The organism is Telluria sp. ZB4P34 (assembly GCF_059686055.1).
In genome coordinates this window covers 184,581-203,422 of record NZ_JCASIF010000005.1, presented here as the reverse complement: position 1 = coordinate 203,422, position 18,842 = coordinate 184,581, and the positions used below count along the sequence as shown (strand labels likewise).

21 protein-coding genes and 1 pseudogene are annotated in these 18,842 nt (G+C 63.4%); 15 read left to right on the top strand and 7 right to left on the bottom strand.

Annotated features, from left to right (window positions below):
• Nucleotides 1–10 precede the first annotated feature (10 nt).
• Nucleotides 11–916 (bottom strand): ABC transporter ATP-binding protein, encoded by a 906-nt coding sequence (locus tag AC56KL_RS11755; protein WP_497180337.1) that lies wholly within the window; start codon nucleotides 914–916, stop codon nucleotides 11–13.
• A 203-nt stretch (nucleotides 917–1,119) separates the two neighbouring features.
• On the opposite strand from AC56KL_RS11755, the gene AC56KL_RS11750 reads away from it, so the two are divergent.
• Both AC56KL_RS11750 and coq7 read left to right on the top strand, forming a co-directional pair.
• A complete protein-coding gene (locus AC56KL_RS11750; protein ID WP_497180336.1) occupies nucleotides 1,120–1,578 on the top strand; it encodes a hypothetical protein in 459 nt (152 codons plus the stop codon).
• 31 nt (nucleotides 1,579–1,609) lie between these two features.
• The gene (gene coq7, locus AC56KL_RS11745; RefSeq protein WP_497180335.1) at nucleotides 1,610–2,254 is read left to right on the top strand and encodes a 2-polyprenyl-3-methyl-6-methoxy-1,4-benzoquinone monooxygenase; all 645 of its coding nucleotides are present in this window, start codon (nucleotides 1,610–1,612) and stop codon (nucleotides 2,252–2,254) included.
• 131 nt (nucleotides 2,255–2,385) lie between these two features.
• Here the strand turns inward: coq7 and AC56KL_RS11740 are convergent, their stop codons facing one another.
• From AC56KL_RS11740 to AC56KL_RS11725, 4 genes are all read right to left on the bottom strand, one after another.
• Nucleotides 2,386–2,808: an OsmC family protein gene (locus AC56KL_RS11740; protein ID WP_497180334.1), complete on the bottom strand. Its 423-nt coding sequence runs from the start codon at nucleotides 2,806–2,808 to the stop codon at nucleotides 2,386–2,388.
• 94 nt (nucleotides 2,809–2,902) lie between these two features.
• Nucleotides 2,903–4,087, bottom strand: coding sequence for an ABC transporter permease (locus AC56KL_RS11735; RefSeq protein ID WP_497180333.1), 1,185 nt, complete (start codon nucleotides 4,085–4,087; stop codon nucleotides 2,903–2,905).
• Nucleotides 4,084–4,815, bottom strand: a complete 732-nt coding sequence (locus AC56KL_RS11730) for an ABC transporter ATP-binding protein (RefSeq protein WP_497180332.1) — start codon at nucleotides 4,813–4,815, stop codon at nucleotides 4,084–4,086. Before AC56KL_RS11730 ends, AC56KL_RS11735 begins: the two co-directional genes overlap by 4 nt.
• A gap of 10 nt (nucleotides 4,816–4,825) precedes the next feature.
• Nucleotides 4,826–6,277, bottom strand: a complete 1,452-nt coding sequence (locus AC56KL_RS11725; RefSeq protein ID WP_497180331.1) for an alpha/beta fold hydrolase — start codon at nucleotides 6,275–6,277, stop codon at nucleotides 4,826–4,828.
• A gap of 294 nt (nucleotides 6,278–6,571) precedes the next feature.
• Between AC56KL_RS11725 and rplM the strand changes: the two genes are divergently transcribed.
• The 5 genes from rplM to argC all read left to right on the top strand — a co-directional run bounded on the left by rplM (nucleotide 6,572) and on the right by argC (nucleotide 10,609).
• Nucleotides 6,572–7,000 (top strand): 50S ribosomal protein L13, encoded by a 429-nt coding sequence (rplM, locus tag AC56KL_RS11720; protein ID WP_227799873.1) that lies wholly within the window; start codon nucleotides 6,572–6,574, stop codon nucleotides 6,998–7,000.
• Nucleotides 7,001–7,009: 9 nt separating this feature from the next.
• A complete protein-coding gene (gene rpsI, locus AC56KL_RS11715) occupies nucleotides 7,010–7,402 on the top strand; it encodes a 30S ribosomal protein S9 (protein ID WP_027865814.1) in 393 nt (130 codons plus the stop codon).
• A gap of 187 nt (nucleotides 7,403–7,589) precedes the next feature.
• Entirely contained in the window at nucleotides 7,590–8,339 is a 750-nt protein-coding gene (locus tag AC56KL_RS11710) for a PEP-CTERM sorting domain-containing protein (protein WP_497180330.1), read from the top strand.
• A gap of 239 nt (nucleotides 8,340–8,578) precedes the next feature.
• Nucleotides 8,579–9,328, top strand: a complete 750-nt coding sequence (locus AC56KL_RS11705; RefSeq protein WP_497180329.1) for a helix-turn-helix domain-containing protein — start codon at nucleotides 8,579–8,581, stop codon at nucleotides 9,326–9,328.
• Nucleotides 9,329–9,571: 243 nt separating this feature from the next.
• Complete coding sequence (gene argC, locus AC56KL_RS11700; RefSeq protein ID WP_497180328.1) at nucleotides 9,572–10,609, top strand: N-acetyl-gamma-glutamyl-phosphate reductase; 1,038 nt, start codon at nucleotides 9,572–9,574, stop codon at nucleotides 10,607–10,609.
• Nucleotides 10,610–10,669: 60 nt separating this feature from the next.
• On the opposite strand, the gene AC56KL_RS11695 is transcribed toward argC, so the two are convergent.
• A complete protein-coding gene (locus AC56KL_RS11695; protein ID WP_497180327.1) occupies nucleotides 10,670–11,251 on the bottom strand; it encodes a helix-turn-helix domain-containing protein in 582 nt (193 codons plus the stop codon).
• Nucleotides 11,252–11,363: 112 nt separating this feature from the next.
• On the opposite strand from AC56KL_RS11695, the gene AC56KL_RS11690 reads away from it, so the two are divergent.
• The 3 genes from AC56KL_RS11690 to erpA all read left to right on the top strand — a co-directional run bounded on the left by AC56KL_RS11690 (nucleotide 11,364) and on the right by erpA (nucleotide 13,646).
• On the top strand, nucleotides 11,364–12,674 hold the full coding sequence (locus AC56KL_RS11690; protein ID WP_497180326.1) for a S41 family peptidase: 1,311 nt from the start codon (nucleotides 11,364–11,366) through the stop codon (nucleotides 12,672–12,674).
• Between the two features lie 127 nt (nucleotides 12,675–12,801).
• On the top strand, nucleotides 12,802–13,206 hold the full coding sequence (locus AC56KL_RS11685) for a bactofilin family protein (RefSeq protein ID WP_497180325.1): 405 nt from the start codon (nucleotides 12,802–12,804) through the stop codon (nucleotides 13,204–13,206).
• 71 nt (nucleotides 13,207–13,277) lie between these two features.
• Nucleotides 13,278–13,646: an iron-sulfur cluster insertion protein ErpA gene (erpA, locus tag AC56KL_RS11680; RefSeq protein WP_497180324.1), complete on the top strand. Its 369-nt coding sequence runs from the start codon at nucleotides 13,278–13,280 to the stop codon at nucleotides 13,644–13,646.
• A gap of 291 nt (nucleotides 13,647–13,937) precedes the next feature.
• On the opposite strand, the gene AC56KL_RS11675 is transcribed toward erpA, so the two are convergent.
• Nucleotides 13,938–15,035: an anhydro-N-acetylmuramic acid kinase gene (locus AC56KL_RS11675; protein ID WP_497180323.1), complete on the bottom strand. Its 1,098-nt coding sequence runs from the start codon at nucleotides 15,033–15,035 to the stop codon at nucleotides 13,938–13,940.
• A gap of 173 nt (nucleotides 15,036–15,208) precedes the next feature.
• On the opposite strand from AC56KL_RS11675, the gene AC56KL_RS11670 reads away from it, so the two are divergent.
• The 5 genes and pseudogenes from AC56KL_RS11670 to AC56KL_RS11650 all read left to right on the top strand — a co-directional run bounded on the left by AC56KL_RS11670 (nucleotide 15,209) and on the right by AC56KL_RS11650 (nucleotide 18,799).
• Nucleotides 15,209–15,547, top strand: coding sequence for a hypothetical protein (locus AC56KL_RS11670; RefSeq protein ID WP_497180322.1), 339 nt, complete (start codon nucleotides 15,209–15,211; stop codon nucleotides 15,545–15,547).
• Between the two features lie 3 nt (nucleotides 15,548–15,550).
• Nucleotides 15,551–16,122: pseudogene (locus tag AC56KL_RS11665) on the top strand (HD domain-containing protein).
• A gap of 673 nt (nucleotides 16,123–16,795) precedes the next feature.
• Nucleotides 16,796–17,497: a WD40 repeat domain-containing protein gene (locus AC56KL_RS11660; RefSeq protein WP_497180321.1), complete on the top strand. Its 702-nt coding sequence runs from the start codon at nucleotides 16,796–16,798 to the stop codon at nucleotides 17,495–17,497.
• Between the two features lie 195 nt (nucleotides 17,498–17,692).
• Nucleotides 17,693–18,376, top strand: coding sequence for a hypothetical protein (locus AC56KL_RS11655; RefSeq protein ID WP_497180320.1), 684 nt, complete (start codon nucleotides 17,693–17,695; stop codon nucleotides 18,374–18,376).
• Nucleotides 18,377–18,550: 174 nt separating this feature from the next.
• Nucleotides 18,551–18,799 carry a hypothetical protein gene (locus AC56KL_RS11650; protein WP_497180319.1) on the top strand — a complete coding sequence of 83 codons (249 nt, stop codon included), beginning with the start codon at nucleotides 18,551–18,553 and terminating at the stop codon, nucleotides 18,797–18,799.
• Nucleotides 18,800–18,842 lie beyond the last annotated feature (43 nt).

The window sequence follows — 18,842 nt, the reverse complement described above, 5'->3', positions numbered from 1 at the left end:
CAGGCCTTGGTCAGCAGTTACCCGCCGCGGCGCGGGGGGACACGAAGGCGCGTCCGGCGATGGTGGCGAAGTACACGTCTTCCAGGCTGGCGCGGGCCGGCTCGAAGCCGTCGCCGGGGTCGGTCTCGGAATACACGTGGATCAGGGTGCGGCCGGTGAGCAGGCGGGTCGAGATGACCTGGTGGCGCTTCTGGAACACCGGCAGTTCCTGCTTGGTGACGAAGCGCGCCCAGATGTAGTCTTCGATCTCGTAGGTCAGTTCCTGCGGGTCGCCGCACAGCAGCACATGGCCCTTGTGGATGATGGCCATGTTGGCGCACAGGTCGGCCACGTCCGACACGATGTGGGTGGACAGGATCACGGTCTTGTCTTCGCCGATGTCGGACAGCAGGTTATGGAAGCGCACCCGTTCCTGCGGATCGAGGCCGGCGGTGGGCTCGTCGACGATGATCAGGCGCGGATCGCCCAGCAGGGCCTGGGCGATGCCGAAACGCTGGCGCATGCCGCCCGAGAAGGTGCCGAGGCGCTGGTTGCGCACTTCCCATAAATTGGTTTGCTGGAGCAGGCCGTCGACCACCTCGCGCCGGCGGTGCTTGTGCGACAGGCCCTTGAGCTGGGCGAAATGGTCGAGCAGTTCGTAAGCGGTCACTTTCGGGTAGACGCCGAAATCCTGCGGCAGGTAGCCGAGCATGCGGCGCACTTCATCCTTTTCGTCGAGGACGTCGATATCGTCCAGGAACACGGAGCCGGAATCGCACTCCTGCAGGGTGGCGAGGATCCGCATCAGGGTCGATTTGCCGGCGCCGTTCGGACCGAGCAGCCCGAACATCCCGGCCGGGATGTTCAGCGTGACACGGTCGAGCGCGACCACGCCATTGGCGTAAGTCTTCGACAAATTGCGGATTTTTAATTCCATGCGCTGCCCCCGAACGTGCATATCAAGCTCTTCAACACTTGCATTGTATTAAATTGTCCGGGGGTCTGTGGCAAGTCTGCGACGCGCGGACAGTTCCGCGGTCCAGACTGCATAATACGAGGACAAGCCGGTGACGGTATGCATCATATATTTCTGTAGATAAACATTGGTCGATCCCGCATGGAAACGTGGATAATGGCGGCATGAACAAGCTCATCCAGGACAAGCTGCTGGCATTGATGCGCGAAGGACGCGACCGCGGCGAATCGACCGACTGGTTCCGGGTCGGGCTGGGACTGTTCTACCTGGCGGCGCTGATGACGGAGGAAGCCATCGATTTCAAGAAGGTCGACCGCGAGTTCAACCGCTTCATCTACCACACGCTGGGCAAGGGACATACCATCACCAGCGTGCTGCAGTACATGAGCGGCGCCAAGGTGATGCCGACCGTCGAATCGGCCCGTTTCATGGATGCCTTCCGGCGCCACTGCCCGGAAGTGCCGCCGGCATCGATTCCCTTCCTGCTCGAACTGAACCTCGGGGTGGCCAAGAACATCTCGGGCCTGGAGCCAAGCGGTCCGCTGGCCGACTGGATCGCCCGCAGCAAGCTGCAGGCCGAGGCGACCGGGCCGGGCGCTCCATCGCCGGGGCAGGACCTATAATGGCGTTTTCGTCCATCGCATCGAGAACATCATGAGTGCATACCGTTCCAACTCCTCCCTCGACGGCCTGATCGCCGGCTTCGACAAGGCCTTGCGCGTGGTCGGCGGCGTCGCGGCATCCTCGCGCCCGAACCCGGGCGTGCATGCCACCGACTGCGAACTGAGCGACGACGAGCGCCGCCATAGCGCCGGCCTGATGCGGGTGAACCATGTCGGCGAAGTGTGCGCCCAGGCGCTCTACGATTCGCAGGCGCGCTTCGGCAAGAGCCCGGCGATCCGCGCGCAGTTCGCGACGTCGGCGCGCGAGGAAGAAGACCACCTGGCCTGGACGGCCGAGCGCCTGTCCGAGCTGGGCTCGCAGCCCAGCCTGCTCAATCCGCTGTGGTATGCCGGTTCGTATGTCCTGGGCAGCATCGCGGCCAAGCTGGGCGACCCGCACAGCCTGGGCTTCGTGGTCGAGACCGAGCGCCAGGTCGAGGCGCACCTGAGCCAACACTTGCAGGACCTGCCGCCGCAGGACGCGAAGTCGCGCGCCATCGTGGAGCAGATGCGGGTCGATGAAATCGCCCACGGCGCATCGGCGCAGGCGCTGGGCGCGGCGGATACGCCGCTGCCGGTGAAGATGCTGATGACGGCGATGTCGAAGGTGATGACCACCACGGCATATCGCATCTGATCTTGTAGGGTGGTCGGCTCTGCCGACCGCGCGTTCAAACTACTTTTGCATTCACGCGGCGCGACTGCGCATGCGCTTGTTGAACGCGCGGTCGGCGAAGCCGACCACCCTACAACTGCCGTCAAGACCAGTCAAACCTCGACGATCTCCACCGTATGCGTGATCTCGGCCGTCTTGGCCAGCATGATCGACGCCGAGCAGTACTTGTCGTGCGACAGGGTGACGGCGCGTTCCACCGCCGCGGGCTTCAGGTTGCGGCCCGTGACCGTGAAGTGGAAGTTAATTTTGGTGAACACCTTCGGATCGCTGTCGGCGCGCTCGGCCTGCAGCGTCACGTCGCAACCGCGCACGTCCTCGCGGCCGCGCTTGAGGATCAGCACGACGTCGTAGGCGGTGCAGCCGCCGGTGCCGACCAGCACCATCTCCATCGGACGCGGCGCCAGGTTGTGGCCGCCGCCCTCGGGCGCGCCGTCCATCGCCACCATGTGGCCGCTGCCGGTCTCGGCGCGGAAACTCATGCCCGAGGGGCCGTTCCAGCTGACTTTCACTTCCATGTATGTTCTCCGCTGAGGTCTGTTGCCGCTGCATTGTAAAACACAAAGGGCGCCCTTGCCGGCGCCCTTTCTCACTACGATGACCCGGCAGGCCTCAGACAGCCAGCACGTAGCGTTCGCTCTTCATGCGCCAGCTGGCGAAGGCGATGATCAGGAGGGCCGGAATGGCCGCGCACAGGAAGGTCAGCAGGAAGGGCATCGCGCCGATGTCGCCGGCCTTGGACATTTCCTTGACCAGGGTCTGGTTCGACAACATCGGCAGGGCGTACATCCAGTCGGCCGTCTTCAGGTCCATTAACGACACCGCGAAGCCCGGCACCATCGGCAGCAGCACCACGAAGGTGGTCATGGTCTGCGCCTCCTTGAAGGTCTTGGAATTCATCGCCACCGCGATATGCAGCGCGCCGCCCAGCAGCGACAGCGGCACGGTCACCAGGCAGACCAGCAGCAGGCCGCCCCAGCCCAGGCTCCACGACATGCTGAGTTCCTCCAGCGGCAGCCAGCTCAGGATCACGTGCGCCAGCATCAGTTCGAGGGTCACGCCGACGATGCCGAGGGTGCTGGCGGCCAGCCACTTGCCGCCGATGAGTTCCCAGGTCTTGGCCGGCTGCGCCATCAATACCTCGAGCGAGCGGCGTTCACGCTCGCCGGCCGTGCTGTCCACCGCTGCCGACAGGCTCAGCATGAAGGCGGGGAAGAACAGGATGCCCATGATGCTGCCGACCATGACGGCCGAGCGCGCGGCATTGGTGCCGGTGTCGTAGCGCTGCACCTGGATCGGCGACAGCGCGGCCGGCGACACGCCATGCGCCAGCAGGCGCGCGCTGGCGATGTTGGCGTTGTAGGCCTTCAGCACATCTTCCACGTCGTTGCGCTGGCGGTCGCGGTCCGAGGCCGTGTCGTACCAGATCTCGACGCGCGCCGGACGCATCGCGTAGTAGTTCTCGGTGAAGTCTTCCGGCAGGCGCAGCACGGCCGCCACCTTCTTGGCGCGCAGCAGTTCGCCGATCGCTTCCTCGTCCATCGGCTGGGTGGGCTTGACGGTGATGTTCCTCTGGCCCAGCTGCGCCATCAGGGTCGGGGCCTTGTCGGCGCCGATCACCGCCAGCTCGATGCCTTCGCGCTCGGTCTTGGTGCTCTTGTTGATCCCCTGGTGCAGCATGAAGCCGATCAGGGCAGGGTACAGCAGCGTGAACATGGCGAGCATGGTGAGCGTGCGCTTGTCGCGCAGGGTTTCGCGCAGCTCTTTCCAGTAAACGACCCACAGCTTGGTTTTCATGCGATTCCTTCCTCGGTGCCGACCAGGCTCACGAACGCGTCTTCTAGGTTGGCGATGCCGGTGCGCTGGCACAATTCTTCGGGCGAGCCCTGGGCCACGGTGTGGCCGCCGGCGATCACGATCACGTCCTCGCACAGGGCAGTCACTTCCTGCATCACGTGGGTGGCCATGATCACGCAGCAGCCGTCGGCGCGCAGGGCGTTCAGCGCGGTGCGCAGGGCGCGCGTGCTCATCACGTCCAGGCCGCGGCTCGGTTCGTCGAGCAGCAGGTGGCGCGGACGGTGCAGCAGCGTGCGCGCCAGCGCCACCTTGATGCGCTGCCCCTGCGAGAAGCCCTTGGCGCGGCGCGCCAGGATGTCTTCCATGCCGAGCAGCTCGGAGACCTCGTCGATGCGCTTGTCGAGCGCGGCGCGCGGCATGCCGTTCAGCTCCCCGAAATACACGAGGTATTCGCGGGTGCTCAGGCGCTCGTACAGCCCGAACTGGTCGGTGAGGAAGCCGATATTGCGGCGCACTTCCATCGGATCCTTTTCCGGATCGACGCCGTCGATCGCGATCGTGCCGTGGTCGCGCTTGAGCAGGCCGACCAGGGTGCGCAGCAGGGTGGTCTTGCCGGCGCCGTTGGGGCCGAGCAGCGCGGTGATCTGGCCGTCGCGCGCGGTGAAGCTGACGCCGCCCAGCGCCTGGACGGCGCCGAACTTCTTGCGTACATCGTGGACTTCAATCATGTTCTATGCCTTATGGTTGCGGGCCGGCGCTGCCGAGCTGGAAGGTCGGGGGCGGAATCTCTTTCAGGCAGGCGGCGTCGAGCTTGTCCTGCGGCTTGTCGAGGAAGCTGCGCAGCAGGCGCGCCGAGCAGCCGATCTGCGACACACCGTGGCCGGCGTTCTCCACCACCACGTGCTGGGCGCGCGGCATGAATTTCGCCGCCGTGACGGCGCGGTGCGGCGGCGTGACCGGGTCGAGCGCGCCGGACAGCAGCAGGGCGGGCGCCTCGATGGTTGTCGGCGCCTTGTACGGCACGGCCGGCACGTTCATGGACTTGCAGATGGCAGGAATCTTGTCGGCCAGCGTCTTGGTCAGCTTGCCGGTGTCGGAAGCCAGCAGCTCGGGCGTCAGGCGCGGGATGTCCTCAGCGCAGACCACGGCGAAGTGCAGCAGCAGCGCGATATGGCCCTGCATGCCGAAGTCGCTCGCGATGTTCTGGCGCGCGATGAAGGGCTGCCAGCGTCCCTGCGCGGCGCTATGCACCAGGAAGGGCAGGCGGCGCGCGTCGGCCGGCGAATACAGGATGTTGTGCACGGTGCCGAGGAAGCGCGACGCGGTCATGGTGAACTCGGCCGGCTGCGCGGTGCGCGGATCGGCCATCGACAGCTTGATGGGCGCCGCTTCGAGCTTGTTCACCAGGCCGTCGAATTCGGCGCGCAAATTCGGGAAGGCCTTGTTGCACGAGGCCTCGGCGGCGCATTGCGCGAACAGCTTGTCGAGCGCGGCCTGGCCATCGCGGGCGCCGGCCGGAATCACCTGGTCGGGCGCGGCCACGCCGTCGAGCACGAGGCTGCGCACGCTGGATGGATACAGGCGCGCATAGGCCTGGCCCAGGCGGGTGCCGTAGGAGCCGCCGAACACGTTGACGGCGCCGTAGCCGAGCGCGCGGCGCACCAGTTCGGTGTCGCGGGCTGCGGCCTCGGTGGTATAGGCGCCGAACGGGGCCTTGCTGGCGGCGATGCAGGCGCGCAGCTCCGCTTCCAGCTGGTCTTCGCTCATGCGCTCGTGTTCCGGCCTGCTCTGGCAATCGAGCTTGCCCGAGCGGCCGGTGCCGCGCTGGTCGATGAACACAATGTCGCGGGTGGCGCGCACGCGGCTGAAAGCGGTGGGCAGCATGCCCACCACGTCGCTGCCGGCCTCGCCGGGGCCGCCGGCCAGCACGAACAGCGGGTCGCTGCGCTTGCCGTCGCGGTGCGCCGGGGCCACCGTGACGTGCAGCTTCAGCTTGGCGCCGTCCGGCCTGGCATGGTCCAGCGGGACGTCGAGGGTGACGCAGCGCAGCGAGGCCACGACGCCGGGGAGGTGGCAGTTGCGGGCAGCAGCAGGGCGCTTGCCCTCGGCCGCGGCCGGGGCTGGCGCCGCGGCGCCGGCGGTCGATGCCGCCAGAAGGAGGGCGGCGGGGAGTAACGATCTTGTCTTCACACAATCTCCTCAAAGGATGCGTGCATACTAGATTGGCATCGTTTTGATGGTCAATCGATAGTTGCACCATCGCATGAAATTATGCGGACAGGGAGGGATTTGTTCCATTTGAAAAACGCGCTCAAGCCGGGAGCGTGGAAAATGCTACAGCAAGGTTCAGGCGGATTGACGAGGTGGCTGCTGTTCGGCTATCATCGTGGGCTTTCCCTTTGCTCGGGGAAGATAATAAGGCAGAGTCCGCTGCAGCAAGGGCGGAACCACCACAGTGAGCATTTAACTTATTAGGAAGTCAACATGAAAACTTTTTCCGCTAAGGGCCATGAAGTCCAGCGCGACTGGTTTGTGATTGACGCGACGGACTTGGTCCTCGGACGTGTTGCCAGCGAAGTGGCACTCCGACTGCGCGGCAAACACAAGCCGGAATTCACTCCGCACGTCGATACCGGTGACTTTATCGTCGTCATCAACGCAGGCAAGCTGCGCGTGACCGGCACCAAGGCCACCCAGAAGACCTACTACCGTCACTCGGGCTACCCGGGCGGTATCTACGAAACCAACTTCCTGAAGATGCAACAGCGCTTCCCGGGCCGCGCCCTGGAAAAGGCTGTCAAAGGCATGCTGCCGAAGGGCCCGCTGGGCTATGCAATGATCAAGAAGCTGAAAGTGTACGCGGAAGGTTCGCACCCGCACGCAGCACAGCAACCACAAGCACTGACCCTCTAAGGAACTGACATGATCGGTAACTACAACTACGGCACTGGCCGTCGCAAGAGTGCAGTCGCTCGCGTGTTCATCAAAGCCGGCACCGGCCTGATCGTCGTGAACGGCAAGCCTGCGAACGAATACTTCTCGCGCGAAACCGGCCTGATGGTGATCCGTCAGCCGCTGGAACTGACCGGCAACGTTGAGCGTTTCGACATCAAGGTCAACGTGCACGGTGGTGGTGAGTCGGGCCAGGCAGGCGCCGTCCGCCACGGCATCACCCGCGCCCTGATCGACTATGACGCAGGCCTCAAGGGCGACCTGGCGCGTGCCGGTTTCGTCACCCGTGACGCCCGTGAAGTCGAGCGTAAGAAAGTCGGCCTGCGTAAAGCACGCCGCGCAAAGCAGTTCTCGAAGCGTTAATTCGTTTCTGCTGCCACCAGCGCTTAAGGGCGCTGGGTGCGAAAGCCGCCCTCCGCAAAGTGGGCGGCTTTTTGTTTTTTGGGCGATCCGGATGTGCCGGATTAGCAACTCGGCAGTGTAAGCAGTGCGCCGGATGCGGCTCAGGCGGTTCACAATCACGCATCCCACTCCTCGACGGGCGGTTGCCATGAAAGCGCTATCTGCCGGTGCGTACGCGGCCTTTGTCTTGATTCTCTCCCCTCCCGCCGCGGCGCAGACAGCGCCGCAGCCCCGCATCGAGATCACCGTCTTCGACACCCGAAGCGAGCTTCGCAGCCTGTCGGGCGAGCTGTTGCCGCTTGCGTCGGCGATCGGGCAGCAGCGCCATGGCCTGAACGCGCGCACGTATAGCGAGCTGACCATGGCCATCGATGACCACCAGGACGCGGCGCTCGACTCGACAAGCCACGTCGAGGTCGCCGAGGGCGCAGGCTATTCCCGGCTGACGGTCGACCAGATCATGGGAGACATGTACGCCGTGGCCGGTTTCACGGGACCATCGGCGGATTGGGCAACGAGTGACTTTTCGTACAGCAGCAACGTGGTGCTGACGCTGCCGGCACGTTCGGTGCTGACCCTGACGGGGAAAATCGATGTAAAGAGTGAAGTCCCGCATGAAATGAACTACGCAGGTTTCCAGAGCAGGCTGATACCGGTCGCGGACGGCAGCACGGGTGGTGTATTCGTGCTTGATCCCTGGGCGCCGCAGGAAAGCTTCAGCATCTCCGCGATCAATCCTCTGGGCGAGGAGGCCACGTTCTACTATCACTCGAGTTTGGGCGGCTTCGCATTTTCCGTGGTCGCCGTGCCCGAACCTTCGTCGGCCGCAATGGCCGCCGCCGGCATGCTGCTGATGGGGGCCATGCTGCGCCGTCGGCGGCGCAGGCCCGCCCTGTAGCCCAAGGTTTTCGACGCGTTCATTCTTTTCACTGTCATCGGCGCCAATGGGCGCCGCAGCAAAAGCCGTTCTCCGCAAGGTGGGCGGTTTTTTTGTTTTTCACGGCCGGTCGCGGCTGCTTTCATGCGCCGCGCATGGCGCGCAGCCGGATTCACGTTTATTCGCCGATATTCATCTTTCAAGTCCTGCATGAATCCCCAAGAATACGGCTTTTCCATCTACTTTCAGGAGGAGGCGACATGAATTTTGGCGAAAGACTCAAAGAACTCAGGACCGACAGGGGATTGACCCAGCCCCAGTTCGCGGCGCTGGCCGGCATCGAGCAGTCCTATTTGTCGAAACTGGAAAACGACAAGTCGATACCCTCGGCCGAGATGTTCGACACCATCGTTGCGGCCCTGGGAGTGGACGCGGCCACCTTTCTGCAGGAGATGGACAGGGAGGTGATCGACACGACCTTGCGGCATGTCCCTGCCGTTACCCAGTTCAAGAATCAGGCCGTGACCGAACAGGTGCACCAGACCAAACGCTGGCTGTTCGGTTCGGCAGGTGCATGGTTGCTCGGCTTTGCCATCATGCTGGCGGCGAACGACGGCATCTTTTTCCCCAACAATCTGTATGTGTACCGATCACCAGGCGTACTCTCGCCGGGCGAGGCGGAAAACATTTTCAGCAACTATCCGAAGATTCTTGGCCTGCAGCAGAGCGCCAAACTCATCACGAATGAGGAGGCTTCCAGGCAGTTGGCCGAGTTCACGCTCAAGCGCGAGCGTCCGCTCACCGCAGAGTGGCCGGAAAGCCGCGGCACCGTCTATTACGAAGCTGCCGGCAACGGCAAGCGCCGCTTCGAGCTGGCCAGCATCAAGAGCATGCAGAGCACCGGCAATCGCCTGTTGCAATATATCGGCGCCCTTGTCCTTGCCTGCGGCTTCGCCGGCATCTTCATCGAGTGGCGCCTGCGCCGCCTCAAGACCAGGCTCGCCAAATAACCGCAGCGTGCTCGCCCTCGACCCGCAGCGTGCCGATGCGGCCAGGGACCTGAAGGCGCACGCGCCCTGATCGCCAAGGAGGCCTTGCATGGAATATTAGCAGCCAGGCCGGCTGAGGCAAATATCCTTTGCACGGTATCCCAGGCGCTGCGCGTATCGACAGGCGGCGCACGCATTTTTCACCGCTGTTAAAATGCAGCCTCGTCCTGAAAAGCTCATTCTTACATCACGAAGGAACAGAACATGATCAAAGTTGGCATCGTTGGCGGAACCGGATACACGGGCGTGGAATTGCTGCGGCTGTTGGCCGTGCACCCCGACGTGCAGCTGACCGCGATCACCTCGCGCAAGGAAGATGGCCTGCCCGTGGCCGACATGTTCCCCTCGCTGCGCGGCGTCGTCGACCTGGCTTTCTCGAGCCCGGACAAGGCCGACCTGAGCCAGTGCAACGTGGTGTTCTTCGCCACCCCGCACGGCGTTGCCATGGCCCAGGCTCCGGCGCTGCTGGCGGCCGGCGTCAAGGTGATCGACCTGGCGGCCGACTTCCGCCTGAAGGACCAGGCCACTTTTGAAAAGTGGTACAAGATCCCGCACACCGCCCCGGAACTGATCGAGGAAGCCGTGTACGGCCTGCCGGAACTGAACCGCGACGATATCAAGGGCGCGCGCCTGATCGCCAACCCGGGCTGCTACCCGACCACCATGCAGCTCGGCTTCGTGCCGCTGCTCAAGGCCGGCATCATCGACGCGGGCAACCTGATCGCCGACTGCAAGTCGGGCGTCTCCGGCGCCGGCCGCAAGGCCGAGATCGGCACGCTGTTCTCGGAAGCGAGCGACAATTTCAAGGCCTACGGCGTGCATGGCCACCGCCACACCCCGGAAACCTCGGCCCAGCTGGCCCGTTTCACCGACCAGAAGGTCGGCCTGATCTTCACCCCGCACCTGGTGCCGATGATCCGCGGCATGCACGCGACCCTGTACGCGCGCCTGACGAAAGACATCGACGACGCAGCGCTGCAGGCCCTGTTCGAGGACGCATACAAGGACAGCGAGTTCGTGGATGTGATGCCCTTCGGCGCGCACCCGGAAACCCGCTCGACCCGCGGCTCGAACATGCTGCGCCTGGCGCTGCACCGTCCGGACGGCGGCAATACCGTCGTGATCCTGGTGGTGCAGGACAACCTCATGAAGGGCGCGGCCGGCCAGGCCGTGCAGTGCATGAACCTGATGTTCGGCCTCGACGAAACCACTGGGCTGAAGCAGGTCGCGCTGCTGCCCTGAGCGTTCCCGCAGACACAGGGACGGCCGCGCTCGACGCGGCCGTTTTTTTCTCCGCGGCTTTTATTCTTCTGCCGGCGCCTGGCCGGCGCCGGCATCGCTGCCCCGGCGCTTGGGGCGCGCCAGGTGGGGCGCCAGCACGAAGGCGCAGCTGAGCAGCTGGGTGCGCTGCGGCGTGCGAGGCTGGCTCATCAGGGCGCACAGGCGCTCCAGCAAGGCATTCGCTTCCGCCAGTTCGTCCTCGCTCAGCCAGGCCTTGTTGCGCGCCGCCCATAGCTGGCGCCCAGGTCCTGAAGTGACGATGCCCGACATCCCGAGCGCAGCGTCGAAATCTTCTTGCGCCACTTTCAGCATGGCATGTGTGAACTTGCTCAAGGCACGCTTGCCCGGCTCGCTGCCGGTGGGATAAGCGAGCCGCAGCGCCAGCGTCCCGCTACCCGGCAGCGCGTAGCGGCGAGCCTCGTCTTCGCCATCCACCGACTCCACGATCAATCCGGCTTTGCCGAGCAGGCCCAGGTGGTAGTACAGGCCGTCCACGTGCCGGCCGAGCTGAAGGGCAAGCTCGGCCGCGCTGACCGGCCCGCCCAAGGCCCCCAGCGTGTCGACGATTTCCTGGCGAATCGGCGAAGCCAGCAATTCAATCAATGCCGGTTGATCTACTTGCCAATATTCATACGGCATCATTTTTCCTCGATATCCGTTTGTGTTGAAAAAACAGTATATTATTTCAACAGATAATAAACAACCGAAAGCGTACATGACGATCCTGGCCCGCTGCTTGTTTCCCTGCTTCCTGTCCCTGGCCTTGCTGGCGCCGCTTGTCGGCGCGGCCGAGGCGCCGCAGCGCCTTACTGCCGCCCAGTTCCGCGAGGATCTTGCCTTCGTCCGCGAGAAGATCGCGCGCATGCATCCCGATCCCGCTTTCTCGGCCGATCCGCAGGCCATGCAGGCCGCGTTCGAGCGGGCCGGCCAGGACCTTCCTCCCGCGCTGGACCGCGATGAAGCCTGGCAGCGCCTCGCCGGACTCAACCCAGTGTTTGCCGACGCCCATTTCTTTGTCGGCTACCCTGACTGGCGTGCCGACACGCGGGCCTGGCTCGCCGCCGGCAACAGCCTGTTTCCCCTCGACGTCGATGTCGGTCCCGACGGCCGGCTGTCCGTCGCCGGTGGGACGGCCTTGGCGGGGGCGCGCATCGTTTCCGTCAATGACGTGGATGCCGCCACCCTGGTGCCGGCGCTGCTGGCGAAGATGCACGGCGATACGCCGGTGTTTCGTGCCGATTTGCTGGCGCGCCGCTGGTGGCTGTACTACTGGAAGAACTTCCGCGCGCCCGAACGCTACCGCCTGGTGCTGGAGCGGGACGGCCGCCGGCAGACGCTCGAGCTACCGGGCAGCCGCGCCTTGCCCGCGCTCATGCGCGAGGAAGCGCGCACCCCGTTCCGGCTGACGATCGGCCCGGCCAGGGTAGCCGTGCTCGGCATCGATACCTTCAGCCAGCCGGACTTCGCCCCCTTCATCGCTTATACGCGCGATGCTTTTGCCCGCATCCGGCAGGAGGGCGTGGACACCCTGGTCATCGATATCACCCGTAACGGCGGCGGTGACGATGGGATGTGGCTGGATGGCCTCATGCCTTACCTCGCCACCGAGCCCTATCGCACGGGCTCGAGCTACCGTGCGTTCATGCGCAACAAGCCGGACCAGGTCGCCGATGGCGAGATCTCCACCTGGCGCCAGCCACAGCCGGACCATCCCTTGCGTTTCAGCGGCAAGGTATTCGTGCGCATCGGCCCGGGGACGTATTCCTCCGCCATCCTGTTCGCGAATGTCATGCAGGATTTCGGCTTCGGCACGCTGGTCGGTACGGGCGCGGCGGCACGGCGCTCGCAATCGGGCGGCACACGCGACCTGAGGCTGCCGCACACGGGACTGATGCTCACCTTGCCCCGCTTTATCCTCGATCCCCCCGCAGGTCGCTCGCCCGGGGCCTTGCTCCAGGCGGAAGCGGTGCCAGGCGCGCTCCTGCCGGCGCTGGTGAAGGCGGACGCGGACGCGGCCGGCCTGTGAATACGCATTCTTGCCAAACCGATCTAGATCAAGGCCACTCTTGTTGAGCGCGGTAAATTGACCGATGCACAGGTTGATTTCAGCGCTAGGCGATGAAACGCCAGCGTCCTACTGGAGGGGGTAAAACATGTTCGGTCGACAAGTAAAAAGCGAAATTGACAGCCTGGTCGGCATCTCGGCCCGGATCGAGGGCGACCTGTGCTTTACCGGAGGGCTGCGCATCGACGGCGAAGTGCACGGCAACGTGGTCGCGGCGGAAGGCGCCGACAGCATGCTGATCGTGTCGGAGCATGCCCGCATCGAGGGCGAGGTGCGCTGCGCCAGCCTGGTGGTCAACGGCTACATCGCCGGCTCGGTGCATTCGTCGGAACTCCTTGAATTACAGCCGAAAGGCCGCATACATGGTGATGTACATTACCGCTTGCTCGAGATGCACGGCGGGGCCCTCGTGACCGGGAAACTGACCCACGAACCCGCCGGTGAGCCAGTGTTTCATCTGGCCGACGCCGAGCCGTCCCTGACGGCCGGGTAGCCAACATGAGTTGCGCCAAGGGTCTATAATGGGCGAACAGCGTAATTCACGTATTTCACCAGGAGTGTTTCATGACCGCAGTCGCCGAAGTGCAAGAGCACGACACGATCCCCGTCCCGATCAACTTCACCGACAGCGCCGCACAGAAAGTTGCACAGCTGATCGAGGAAGAGGGCAATCCCGACCTCAAGCTGCGCGTCTTCGTGCAGGGCGGCGGTTGCTCCGGCTTCCAGTACGGCTTCACCTTTGACGAAATCGTCAACGAAGACGACACCACGATGGAAAAGAACGGCGTCCAGCTGCTGATCGACTCGATGAGCTACCAGTACCTGGTCGGCGCCGAGATCGACTACAAGGACGACCTCGAAGGCGCCCAGTTCGTGATCAAGAACCCGAACGCGCAATCGACCTGCGGTTGCGGTTCGTCGTTCTCCGCCTGACTTTCCCCCAGGCAGCCCGGTAGTCCGGGCAGTCGACGGCCCGGTTCATCCGGGCCGTTCCTTTTTGTGGCCGCCGATACGGCGCCGTCGGTGTGGCCGTCGGTAGGCGTAGTCCAGTCCAGTGGACTGGACTACGCTTTGCCGACCGCGCGTTCAACTGCATGGTGAGAGCCAGCATATCGTCAATATTCGCGCCGCGCGCTCAACTGTATGGTGAGAGCCGGCATATCGTCAATATTCGCGCTGGTTGAACGCGCGCACGGCGACGCCGGCTACGCGCCCCGGTGCACCCTACGCGGGATACAGGGCGCCGAGGATGCGCGGCCCGCGGGCCCCGGTGACGGCCGCCAGGTTGCCGGGTGCACGCTGCAGAAAGCGGTAGCCCAGCCAGGCGAAGGCCAGCGCCTCGACCCGGTTCGGCGCGATGCCGAGCGCCGCCGTCGATTCCACCCGGACGCCGCCCAGCGCCGCGCCGATCTCGCGCAGCAGGCTGGCGTTGTAGGCGCCGCCGCCGCACACGTACACCGCATCTACCGCCGCATGTTCGGCGCGGATCGCGTCGGCGATCGTCACGGCCGTCAGGCGCGTGAGCGTCGCCATCACGTCCTGGGGCGCGAGTCCGGCGAAGGCGGCCAGCCTGGCGTCCAGCCAGGCATCGTGGAACAGGTCGCGGCCGGTGCTCTTGGGCGCCGGCTGGCGGAAATAGGGCTCGTCGAGCAGCGCGTCCAGCAGCGGCCCGTGCACCTGGCCGCCTGCAGCCCAGGCGCCGTCCTCGTCGTAGGGCTTGCCCAGGTGGCGGGCGATCCACAAATCCATCAGCACATTGCCCGGGCCAGTGTCGAAGCCGGTGACGCGGCCGTCGCCGTGCAGCACGCTGATGTTGCCGATGCCGCCGATGTTGACCACCACGCGCGCCAGCCCCGGCTCGCCGAAGGCGGCCTCGTGGAAGGCGGGCACCAGCGGCGCACCCTGGCCGCCGGCGGCGATGTCGCGGCTGCGGAAGTCGGCGATGACGTCCACCCCGGCCAGTTCAGCCAGCAGGGCGGGGTTGTTGGTCTGGCGCGTGAAGCCCAGTTCCGGGCGATGGCGGATGGTCTGGCCATGGACGGCCACCGCCGCCACCGGTCCGCCGGCCTCCGGCAGCAGCTGGTGCACGCAATCGGCGTAGCAGCGGGCCAGGCCGTTGGCGGCCAGTGCCTCGCGCTCGAGTTCGTTGTCGCTGGCGGCCTGCAGCGCCATCAGCTCGGTCCGCAGCGCGGGAGGGAAGGGCGTGAAGGCAGCCGCGACGGTGCGGATGCCGCCGCCGGCAAAGTCGGCCAGCACGCCGTCGACGCCGTCGAGGCTGGTGCCGGACATCAGGCCGATGATCAGGGATGGGGTCTCGCTCATGTTCTCTCTGTGCATGGGGGCGGCAGCCCTGGCGTGGGCGTGCCGGCCCTGCAGTCTAAACGGTCGGGGCAAAAAGCGGAAGCTGCCCGGCCCGCGCCGTCTGTGCAAGGATTCGTGGATTTTGCGGGTGAGGGGCCGTGGTATCTTGTCCTTTTGTCGATCCTTCAATAAAAATGAACCTGACCTTACCTTCCGTCCTCGCGCTTGCCCTGGGTTTCGCCACCTTCGACGCGAGTGCCCAGGCTGCCAAATCGCAGGCGGGCGGGCGAAACACGACTACCTACAGCTGCGGCGCCAGCCCGGCCGGCGCCTGCGCCTTCCTCCTGTACACCTCGGATTGCAAGGAAGCGGGCGTCAAGAATGGTCATCCTTCGCTGGTCTGCACCCATGAGGTATTTGCCGCCTTCACCTTGAAGCCAGGCGAATCGAAGACCTTCGACAGGATGCCGGCCGGCGTCAAGCAATGCCAGCCCCGCGACGGCAGGCTGGTCTTCCCGGAATGCATGCGCTAAGGCATGGACGAGCAGGTTTTGCTGGGCAGGCTGGCTTTCCTGAAAGCAGCCGAGGCGCTCAGGGACACGCTGCGCAGCAGCCACACCTCGAGCGGACGCCGCGAAAGCACGGCGGAGCATAGCTGGCGCCTGTGCCTGCTGGCCATGGCCTTCGAAGATGGCCTGGCCGGCGTGGACATGCTCAAGCTGCTCGAGCTGTGCATCGTGCACGACCTCGGTGAGGCGATTCACGGCGACATTCCCGCGGTCGCCAGGTAGACCGGGATGCGAAACAGGCCCGGGAGCGCGCTGACATGCTGCAACTGACGGCGCCACTGGACGGCCCGATGCGTGAACAAATCCTGTCGCTCTGGGAAGAGTATGAGGAAGCGCGCTCTCCAGAGGAGAAATTGGCCAAGGCCCTGGACAAGCTGGAAACGGTGCTGCAGCACAACCAGGGCACGAACCCGCCCGGCTTCGATTATGGCTTCAACCTGGCTTATGGCCAGTACTACACCGCAGCCCATCCGCTGACGGGGGCCATTCGGGCGGTGTTCGACCGTGAGACTCGCGAATGGATGAGCAGCGGGGAATAGAAGTGCTTATAAGATATTCTAGTTGCTCTGACGGCGAGAGCCCACTACGGTGAGCCGTACTGGCAGTGCGCTATAGGCCAGAAGCGGACCTATTCTTCCGCAAGGACAACGTGCCGCGAAATTGCGTGTATCGTCAACTTGTCTACTCGAGACTGCCGTGACAATCAGCGTACCTTTAGATCAGTGAGAGTGATAACTTGTCATCAATTTGGGTGAACGGACGGCTGCTACTGCCATGGCATTTACTAAACTAGGACTCGCGACTGCCTTGGTCTTGATCACGTGTAGCTGCATAGCTCAGGACACACTACAGGTACACGAGGCAGTGTCATTGAAAGAAGAACATGAAGTAGGCGGAGTCGAGTTCACCGCCGACGGCGTACAGCTGGTAGCTATGGCCGGTGCTTATTCGCGCGACGCACATGTATGGGACTGGCGAAAGAGGGAACGGGTCGCGACGTTACAGAACGCGTATGCGGTTTCCACGGTTCGCACCCCAAGCAGGGCCAGCCCCGATGGGAGATTCTGGGCCAGATGCGGCATCGGAATCACAGTTTGGGATACGACAACATGGCAGGTTGTAATTCAGCTTCCAGGCACTCAAGGTAGGGAGTGGCCGAACAAGGACGGTCGCCTTTGCCGAGGAATCGCTTTTTCGCCTACTGGAAGTCCTATGACCGTTCTGCACCTTGGAGGTAAGGGTTTCCCGACAATCATAAACTATGAGACGGCTACCTGGCAGCCCCAGTGGAGTGTGGAAACCACCCCATTTCACGTAAAAAGCGTGGCTTATTCTCCTGATGGCAAGAGCGTTGCTTTTGGTGGTCAAGTAGGTAGCGCAGGGGACTTACCAATCGAAACGAAAACTTCAGTATTTGGTCTAACTCTGCCGCCAGCCGGCGGTCTAGTCGTCATTATGGACCTTGAGACAAAGCTGATAAGGCAAACAATTCGAACCCGAGATGTGAATATTTTCTCGAGCGAAGACATTGCATGGGGGCACAACGGTAAGACAATGACATACGCGGGTCATGCGAGTATTCAGACGTTCCAGGTCTCGGACGGTAAGCACGTAAGCACCATCTCAACGGAAGATTCAGTCGCTAGTCCCAGACTGTTCGCCTCGCCGAATGGAAAATTTCGGATAGAGACGGGGCATGGAAAGAGAAGCGAGATCGTGCGGGTCGTTGACATGCGTGTATCGCCACCAAAGATCCTTCACGAAATCAGTGCAAAACCATCGCACGTTGCTTGGGCACCGGACAATAAGCACTTCGCGATAGCGGGAGCTGCAGTCTCAATCGCTAGTTTGAACCCCTTGCTCGCTCTACTAGCACCAAGTTCTGGAAAAATTGTCGTTTATGAACTTCGTTAGCTAAATGAAGGCGCTTTGATTAGGTCCGAGCGACCGCTTTGGGTCGGCTGCTGCCGTACAATGACCGGCCGAACGGCCAGAAGCGGACGTTTGTAGGGAGGCGTGTTGCGCAACTATCATGACAGAAAGACGACAATTGGGCCAAACAGCGTCGTTATAATCTTTCATTACGTAAATTCCTGCCGACCGATCCTCATGCTGCGCATCTTATTACTCGCTTTATTTACCGCTTCTGCAGTCGGATTGTCTGGTTGCGCCAGCCTCCCCGCCGCAGAAATGAGCCTCCCCGCATCTATTGCCGCACAACGCGCTGAAACCGTGCAGGGCCTTGGAGGGGGGCGGAACGGCAGCTTCTCGCTGTCTCCGGAGATGGGCACGTTCAGCCGCGGGCGCGATCGTATCGACCTGTTCTCTGTGGCGAACTGGAACAGTGTCTCGACGCGCTACTCGCTTGTGCTAGCGGATGGCAGTCGCACCGAAGCGGCCTGCAGCGGCAAGCTGGTCGAGGTGACGTGGAAGGCCATCGCAGCCGACGTAAAACCGTTCTCGTTCGACTGTGAGTGGCGTGGGTCGCGAAGCGCGCAGCTGAAGATGAACGCCCCCGTGGTCAGCCTGACGATGAAAGCCGAGCGTAGCGGCCAATTCTCGATGGGAGGGACCACGCTCGAGGTGCAATCGGTCCACGAGGTGCGGGGCTCATCGCTGCCGCTCGAGGCACCAATCGGGTATGTATTCAGGCATGACGGGAAAGCGGTCGGCGCCATTGAACTCAATGGCCTGACGCCGCGCCTTTGGCGTCCAGCGTCCGGAAATGCATTGCGCGAGCCGGTCACCTTGGCCGCGCTTGCGCTCGCGTTGTTGTGGGATCCCTCGACTTAATCGCCTTCATGGGCCGAGGTTCCTTGCGCTGAGCTATAGATAAACACCGGCCTGGTTTGATCGAGCTGACAGTCCGCGCTTCAGGCCCTTGCACCCTGCCATGCTGAGCTAGACGGCCGGGTTCGGCCAGAAGCGGACGTTCAACTACAAACTGCTTCACCACAGACGACCGGCATGAACATGGACGAATTTGAAGCCTTAGTGCATAGAGGCCTTGCTGGGCAGCTGCAATTAGACGATGTTGCACCAACAATTTTTGACCTCCCTCAACTATCGCCAGAGCAAACACAAGTATGGCACCAGCTATATCACTTCCTAATGGACAGGGACTTGCGAAGTGAAGATGCGCAGTACGATGAAATGCAGCGGAGAGATATCTTGGAAATGCTTGCTACTCTCAGTGCGGCGAAGCAAACTTCGTGAGGCGATCGGACAAGTCCGCTTCGGGTCGATAACGGACCTACAC

What these genes read in the sequence shown, in the direction of transcription:
- AC56KL_RS11755 (WP_497180337.1), bottom strand. Translation starts at nt 916, where the DNA reads ATGGAATTAAAAATCCGCAATTTGTCGAAGACTTACGCCAATGGCGTG.
- AC56KL_RS11750 (WP_497180336.1), top strand. Translation starts at nt 1,120, where the DNA reads ATGAACAAGCTCATCCAGGACAAGCTGCTGGCATTGATGCGCGAAGGA.
- coq7 (WP_497180335.1), top strand. Translation starts at nt 1,610, where the DNA reads ATGAGTGCATACCGTTCCAACTCCTCCCTCGACGGCCTGATCGCCGGC.
- AC56KL_RS11740 (WP_497180334.1), bottom strand. Translation starts at nt 2,808, where the DNA reads ATGGAAGTGAAAGTCAGCTGGAACGGCCCCTCGGGCATGAGTTTCCGC.
- AC56KL_RS11735 (WP_497180333.1), bottom strand. Translation starts at nt 4,087, where the DNA reads ATGAAAACCAAGCTGTGGGTCGTTTACTGGAAAGAGCTGCGCGAAACC.
- AC56KL_RS11730 (WP_497180332.1), bottom strand. Translation starts at nt 4,815, where the DNA reads ATGATTGAAGTCCACGATGTACGCAAGAAGTTCGGCGCCGTCCAGGCG.
- rplM (WP_227799873.1), top strand. Translation starts at nt 6,572, where the DNA reads ATGAAAACTTTTTCCGCTAAGGGCCATGAAGTCCAGCGCGACTGGTTT.
- rpsI (WP_027865814.1), top strand. Translation starts at nt 7,010, where the DNA reads ATGATCGGTAACTACAACTACGGCACTGGCCGTCGCAAGAGTGCAGTC.
- AC56KL_RS11710 (WP_497180330.1), top strand. Translation starts at nt 7,590, where the DNA reads ATGAAAGCGCTATCTGCCGGTGCGTACGCGGCCTTTGTCTTGATTCTC.
- AC56KL_RS11705 (WP_497180329.1), top strand. Translation starts at nt 8,579, where the DNA reads ATGAATTTTGGCGAAAGACTCAAAGAACTCAGGACCGACAGGGGATTG.
- argC (WP_497180328.1), top strand. Translation starts at nt 9,572, where the DNA reads ATGATCAAAGTTGGCATCGTTGGCGGAACCGGATACACGGGCGTGGAA.
- AC56KL_RS11690 (WP_497180326.1), top strand. Translation starts at nt 11,364, where the DNA reads ATGACGATCCTGGCCCGCTGCTTGTTTCCCTGCTTCCTGTCCCTGGCC.
- AC56KL_RS11685 (WP_497180325.1), top strand. Translation starts at nt 12,802, where the DNA reads ATGTTCGGTCGACAAGTAAAAAGCGAAATTGACAGCCTGGTCGGCATC.
- erpA (WP_497180324.1), top strand. Translation starts at nt 13,278, where the DNA reads ATGACCGCAGTCGCCGAAGTGCAAGAGCACGACACGATCCCCGTCCCG.
- AC56KL_RS11675 (WP_497180323.1), bottom strand. Translation starts at nt 15,035, where the DNA reads ATGAGCGAGACCCCATCCCTGATCATCGGCCTGATGTCCGGCACCAGC.
- AC56KL_RS11670 (WP_497180322.1), top strand. Translation starts at nt 15,209, where the DNA reads ATGAACCTGACCTTACCTTCCGTCCTCGCGCTTGCCCTGGGTTTCGCC.
- AC56KL_RS11660 (WP_497180321.1), top strand. Translation starts at nt 16,796, where the DNA reads ATGACCGTTCTGCACCTTGGAGGTAAGGGTTTCCCGACAATCATAAAC.
- AC56KL_RS11655 (WP_497180320.1), top strand. Translation starts at nt 17,693, where the DNA reads ATGCTGCGCATCTTATTACTCGCTTTATTTACCGCTTCTGCAGTCGGA.
- AC56KL_RS11650 (WP_497180319.1), top strand. Translation starts at nt 18,551, where the DNA reads ATGAACATGGACGAATTTGAAGCCTTAGTGCATAGAGGCCTTGCTGGG.